The following is a 6,094-nucleotide window of genomic DNA, read 5'->3' as shown; positions in this document are numbered from 1 at the left end:
GCACATAGGCCGCCTGGGGCGCCGGCGCCCGAACCGCAGCCGGAGCCGCCAGCCCGCAGCCTGGCCCGTCCCGCGCCGGTTCCGCCCAAGGTGGTCAAGCCCATCCCCGCCCCGCCGGCGCCCCAGGCGGCCTATGTGCTGGTCTCGCAATCTCAGATGGCCGGGGCGATCACCGCCGGCGACGGGCCGGGCGGCGGGCTTTCGGGTTCGGGCGCCGCCTCAGGCCAGGGCCTGGGCGCGGGCGGCGGCGGGGACGAGTGCAGCATGGTCCGAAGGCTGGAGGCCGCCCTGCGCCGCGATCGTGACGTCACCGCCGCCGTGCGGGCGGCGTCGAACGCGGCGGACGCCCGCGGCCGGGCCCTGCACGTCTGGGACGGCGACTGGGTGATGACGCCCGGCGAATCCGGCAAGGGCCTGGCCGGCGTCCGCCAGGCCATCGCCATGGAGGTCGCCTTCGCCCCCGAAGCCTGCCGCCGCGATCCGGTGCGGGGGCTGGTGCTCCTGTCCCTGGCCGACGGGCCCGCCGCGCCGCGGGTGGCGCTGGGGGCCGGGACCTGGCGCTGGGCGGACCTGCTGCGGCCGTAAGCCCCTCCGGCCCTCCGGGCCACCTCCCCCTCGCGGAGGGGGAGGATCTGCGCAGTGCGTCTGGCGCGCTCGGTGCGAAAGATGCTCCCCCTTTTCAGGGGGAGCTGGCGCGGAGCGCCTGAGGGGGTCTGCGGCTGCGCCCTCGTTGCCCGCCCCAACGGAAACCCCGCCATGCTCCCCCTCAAGACCCCAAACGGGCGGGCGGGAGGAGACCACAGGATGGCGCGCTATCCGACGTGCTGCATCATCGGGGCCGGGGCCTCGGGCTTCACCACGGCCAAGAGGCTGAAGGACGCGGGCGTTCCCTTCGACGTCTACGACATGTCCGACGACATCGGCGGCAACTGGTACTTCGGCAATCCCAACGGCCTGTCGGCCTGTTACGAGAGCCTGCATATCGACACGTCCAAGTGGCGCCTGGCCTTCGAGGACCTGCCCGTCCCCGACGACTGGCCCGACTTCCCCCATCACAGCCAGATCCTGGATTACTTCCGAAGCTACGTGGACCGCTTCGGCCTGCGCCCGCACATCACCTTCAACACCGCGGTGACGAAGGCGGTGCGAAAGGACGGCGGCGGCTGGGAGGTGACGCTCTCGACCGGAGAGACCAGGGCCTACGACGTGCTGATCGTCGCCAACGGCCACCACTGGGACCCGCGCTATCCGGACTATCCCGGGACCTTCAACGGCGCGGCCTTCCACGCGCATGACTATCGCAGCCCGTTCGCGCCGGTCGATCTGCGCGGCAAGAACGTGGTCGTCGTCGGCATGGGCAATTCGGCGATGGATATCGCCTCGGAGCTCTCCCAGCGGCCGATCGCCAGGAACCTGTGGGTCGCCGCCCGCCGGGGCGTCTGGGTGCTGCCGAAATACATGAACGGCAAGGTGGCCGACAAAGCCTCCATGCCCCACTGGATGCCGCGCAGGCTCGGCCTGCGCCTGGCGGCCAAGCGCATCCGCAAGATCGTCGGCAACATGGAGGACTACGGCCTGCCCAAGCCGGACCACGAGCCGCTGACCGCCCACCCGTCCGTCTCGGGCGAGTTCCTGACGCGGGTCGGCTGCGGCGACGTGAAGGTCAAGCCGAACATCGCCGAGCTGATGGGCGATAAGGTCCGTTTCGAGGACGGCAGCGTCGAGGCCGTGGACGCCATCATCTACGCCACCGGCTACAAGATCAGCTTCCCCTTCTTCGAGGACGAGGCGCTGAAGCCCGACGCGGCCCACCGCTTCCCCCTCTTCAAGCGGATGATGAAGCCGGGCGTGCCCGACCTCTTCTTCATGGGCCTGGCCCAGCCCCTGCCGACGCTGGTCAACTTCGCCGAGCAGCAGGCCAAGCTGGTCGCCGCCTGCCTCACCGGCCGCTACGCCCCGCCCTCAGAGGCGGAGATGAAGGCCATCATCGCCAAGGACGAAGCCCTGCACATGGGCCACTTCTACGAATCCGCCCGCCACACGATCCAGGTGGATTTCGGGATCTATGTGCATGACCTGATGAAGGAGATCGGGCGGGGGGAGCGGCGGGCTAATAGAGAACATAGCGCGACAACCCGCAATGGTTGCGCTTGCCGAACGACTCGTTGATGACAGTGTTATGAGAACTCCCGGACATATTCCAGAAGGGCTACTAGCCGCGGCTAGAGAAGGTCGGCTCGTCCTCTTCCTCGGAGCGGGTGCCTCGAAGGGTGCCGAGACCACTTCAGGTCTGAAAATGCCCGACGGCAACGGGCTCAGGGATCTCATTGTAGAACGCTTCCTCAAGCCCGCCCATCAGACTCTCGGTCTCAAAGACGCCTATGATCTAGCCTGCTCAACCCGAAGCACTAGAGAACTTCAGAAGTTCATACACGACAACTTAGTCGACTTCGCGCCAACCACCGCGCACTATATTATTCCCACGCTTCCTTGGGCGGGAATAGCTACAACAAACTACGACCTTCTGGTCGAGCGTGCTTACGAGCAGGCAGGCCAAGGCGACCGTTTAGTCGTCTCTTCACGTGACGGTGATGTTGCTCTTGATGAGATATCACGATCTAAAACTGTGTATCTAAAGCTACATGGTTGCCTGACGGAGCACGAGGACATTGACGCCCCACTAATCACTAGCACTGAGCAAATTATCGGTCACTCAACAGGACGATCAAATCTGTTCAAAACTTTCCTTGAGTGGGGCCAAAACAATCCAATGGCGATTGTCGGATATGGGATGTCCGACGAGAATATGCGTAGAGTATTTCAGCGCCTGATCGACGAGCGCGATGGGCGACCCAGGCATTATATCATCCGCCCGGGGTGGGACGAGCTTTACGAGGGCTACTGGCGGGATAGGCGTTTTGAGCCTGTCGACATGACATTAGAGCAGTTCCTATCTGGTCTAAAAAGCGGACTCCCAGCAGCATCCCTCCAGCTTGCTACGCTGGCGCGCGAAACTCGCTCAACAACACTCACTCGCTTTATTAGCCACAAATCCGCGCGGGAGAGTTCACACCTTATTCAGTCGCTAGAAACCGTCTTTGAGCATGTGGTCGCCGAAGGCACTTCTACCGGAGACGCGAAGGCTTTCTACTCTGGTGTGAACCAAGGTTGGTTTCCGATAGAGGCGAATCTCGATGTTCGCCGAACACCTATCAACCAAGCGCTGCGTCGGTGGATAATCCCAACCCCGAGGGAATCGATTCCCAAGTTCGACCTCATAAAAGGCCATGCCGGCTCAGGAAAGTCTGTGGCCCTCCGCAGGATCGCCTGGGAGGCCGCCGGGACATACGAGCGTATGGTGTTAATGCTGCGCCCAGGCTCCCGTATAGACATAGAGGCTGTTGAGGAGATTGTCGGCCTCACAAACCAGCCCCTGTACCTGTTCATCGATGAAGTGGGTGAACATGTCGATGACATCCGCCACCTAATCGAAAAGGGGACCGTAAAAAAATGGCCCCTGGTCATCGTGGGCGCCGAGAGGGTGAATGAGTGGAACTCAGTTGAGTCTGAGTCAGACCTATTCGCGGACGATAGCATAACACTCGAATTGCTATCGGCGCCTGAGATCGATGAACTGATCCGCCTTCTAGAGCAGCACGGCTCCCTTGGCGAGTTGAAGTCTCTGAGTCATGACGACCGCGTGTCGCGCTTCAGTGACATGGCGGGGCGCCAGTTGCTCGTAGCACTCCACGAAGCGACAAATGGCGCCTCTTTCGAAGACATACTTGAGAGCGAGTATGATGGCATCCCTTCCGCCGAAGCAAAGAGCCTGTACCTCGACATATGTGCACTTCACAGATTAGGGCCGCCAGTCCGAGCAGGTCTCATTTCGCGTGTACACGGTATCGGCTTCGATGAGTTTCAACGGCGCTTTTTTAAACCGCTCGAACATGTGGTGGTCGTATCCAACCGGAGATTCCAGGGAGACTTTGTTTATCAAGCGCGCCATAATTATATCGCAGAGGTTGTATTTGAACGCGCAGCTAGGACACCGGCTCACAAGCAGGAGATAATACTCCGTCTGATTGACCACCTGAACACAGAGTATTCCTATGATGAGCTCGTTCTCTATGAGCTGATAAAGGCAAGACAAGTCGCCGACATGCTCCCCGACCGGGTCATGGGGATTACCGTCTACGAGTCTGCCGCCCGGAGCGTAGGCCGGACTGTCGGCGTCCTGCATCAGTGGGCGTTATATGAGCTACGCAAGGCAGGAACCCGTGATGGGCTTGATCGAGCGGAGCGTCTGGTGAAAGAGGCGTTAGAAGAGGCACCCAAGTCCTCATCTCTGAGACACACACTTGCGGAGATATCCCTGCGTCGCGCGGAGTTGGCGCGTAGCGATTTAGAGGCGTCTGTCTTCCGCAATGATGCGGCAAGGGTTGCTAAGCAACTGGTGGCAGAAGGTCGTTCTTCGCACGCTCACCATACGCTCGCGAAAGTGGCGCTCGCAAATTTGGACCAAGCCCTTCGGAATGAAGGGGACAACCCATCTGCACTCAGCACTCAAGCAGTCAACTCTGCCGTTCAAGATGCAGAGAGCGTGATACGTGCAGGGTTAAGCCGCTATCCTACCGAGCCGTACCTCTTGATGGCAGAGGCCGAACTTGCCGGCAAACTCAGGAATGCAGACAGAGCACTAGTGTCATTGGCGCGGGCGTTCCAGAGCAATCCAAAGGCCGAATTGGTCGCAAATCGACTTGCTCTGCTTCATACGGCAAAAGGTGACCTTTCTGCAGCCTTACAGACCCTTAAGACTTCTCTTGATCTAAATCCCGGGAGCAAGCTTCTTAATTTCCGCTTTGCGCGCCTTTATGCCCAGGCGCACCCCGCCGCAGAGCTCGATGACGGTCACACGATACTGAAATATCTAAAGCGTGGTGTGAATCAGGGAGCTTCTAATCTGGACTCACAGTTTTGGCATGCTCGGCAGCTATCTCTGTGCGGAATGGAGAGCGCCGCAAAGGAAGCATTTGAGCAAATTCGCCGAACGAAGAGTTCTCTCCGCGTTCGTGAAGAGCAGGCGTTTGTGAGGGACGAGAACGGTGCGCCTCGTTGGTTTAACGGAAGCATCACCAAGGTGGAGAGTGGGTATGGTTTCATCCAAGCGAACTCCCCCGATATATCCGTCTTTTTTCGAATTACACCCGAGTTCGATGCTTCAGCGGATAGCCTGGGGCTAAAGGTTCGATTTCAGCTGACGTTTAACGAACGGGGTCCGATCGCTCACGCGATCAATCCCGCTGTCTAGAGACGCAAGTCGCCATCGACCCCCTCTATCGCCGCGCCAGATAATATCGATTACCGCGATGCAGCATGGGGTGGTAGGAAGGGGGCGTTTCCTCCCTTTCACCCACCCAACGCCTGGAGAGAGCGCATGCCTGCCGCCGTCAATTCGACCATCCTTCCCTTCACCACCCAGGCCTATAAGGACGGCAAGTTCGTCACGGTCAGCGACGCCGACCTGAAGGGCAAGTGGTCGGTCTTCTTCTTCTATCCGGCCGACTTCACCTTCGTCTGCCCGACGGAGCTGGAGGACCTGGCCGACAACTACGACGCCTTCCAGAAGCTGGGCGTGGAGATCTATTCGGTCTCGACCGACACCCACTTCTCGCACAAGGCCTGGCACGACTCCTCGCCGGCCATCGGCAAGATCAAGTACACCATGCTGGGCGACCCCTCGGGCCTGATCACCAACAACTTCGGCGTTATGCGCGAAGGCCAGGGCCTGGCCGACCGCGGCACCTTCCTGGTCGACCCGGACGGCGTGATCCAGTTCATGGAAGTGACCGCCGAGGGCATCGGCCGTAACGCCGCCGAGCTGCTGCGCAAGGTCAAGGCCGCCCAGTACGTCGCCGCCCACCCGGGCGAAGTCTGCCCGGCCAAGTGGGAAGAGGGTGAAAAGACCCTGGCCCCGTCGCTGGAGCTGGTCGGCAAGATCTAAGCGCGTGCTTTTGCGTTAGCGCATAGACGACGGGCGACCGTCGCCGCAGGTGGGGATACCTGCGGCGGCGGTTCCTCCGCCGGACGAGAC

3 protein-coding genes and 1 pseudogene are annotated in these 6,094 nt (G+C 61.1%); all 4 read left to right on the top strand.

Annotation, left to right across the window (positions count from 1 at the left end; all coding sequences use genetic code 11):
- Positions 1-585: pseudogene (locus H2041_RS12110) on the top strand (hypothetical protein); the annotation flags it as partial.
- 219 nt (positions 586-804) lie between these two features.
- Entirely contained in the window at positions 805-2,169 is a 1,365-nt protein-coding gene (locus H2041_RS12105; RefSeq protein ID WP_293412988.1) for an NAD(P)-binding domain-containing protein, read from the top strand.
- Between the two features lie 127 nt (positions 2,170-2,296).
- Positions 2,297-5,311, top strand: coding sequence for an SIR2 family protein (locus tag H2041_RS12100; protein ID WP_293412986.1), 3,015 nt, complete (start codon positions 2,297-2,299; stop codon positions 5,309-5,311).
- Between the two features lie 126 nt (positions 5,312-5,437).
- Entirely contained in the window at positions 5,438-6,004 is a 567-nt protein-coding gene (gene ahpC / locus H2041_RS12095) for an alkyl hydroperoxide reductase subunit C (RefSeq protein WP_293412984.1), read from the top strand.
- Positions 6,005-6,094 lie beyond the last annotated feature (90 nt).

This window comes from Phenylobacterium sp. (assembly GCF_013911965.1).
Taxonomy (GTDB): Bacteria; Pseudomonadota; Alphaproteobacteria; order Caulobacterales; family Caulobacteraceae; genus Phenylobacterium.
Note: the sequence above shows the minus strand (reverse complement) of the source record. Positions and strands in the feature narration are given on the sequence as shown.

Bases quoted from the DNA above. Each gene is read 5' to 3' on its own strand.
- H2041_RS12105 (WP_293412988.1), top strand. From the start codon at position 805: ATGGCGCGCTATCCGACGTGCTGCATCATCGGGGCCGGGGCCTCGGGC.
- H2041_RS12100 (WP_293412986.1), top strand. From the start codon at position 2,297: ATGCCCGACGGCAACGGGCTCAGGGATCTCATTGTAGAACGCTTCCTC.
- ahpC (WP_293412984.1), top strand. From the start codon at position 5,438: ATGCCTGCCGCCGTCAATTCGACCATCCTTCCCTTCACCACCCAGGCC.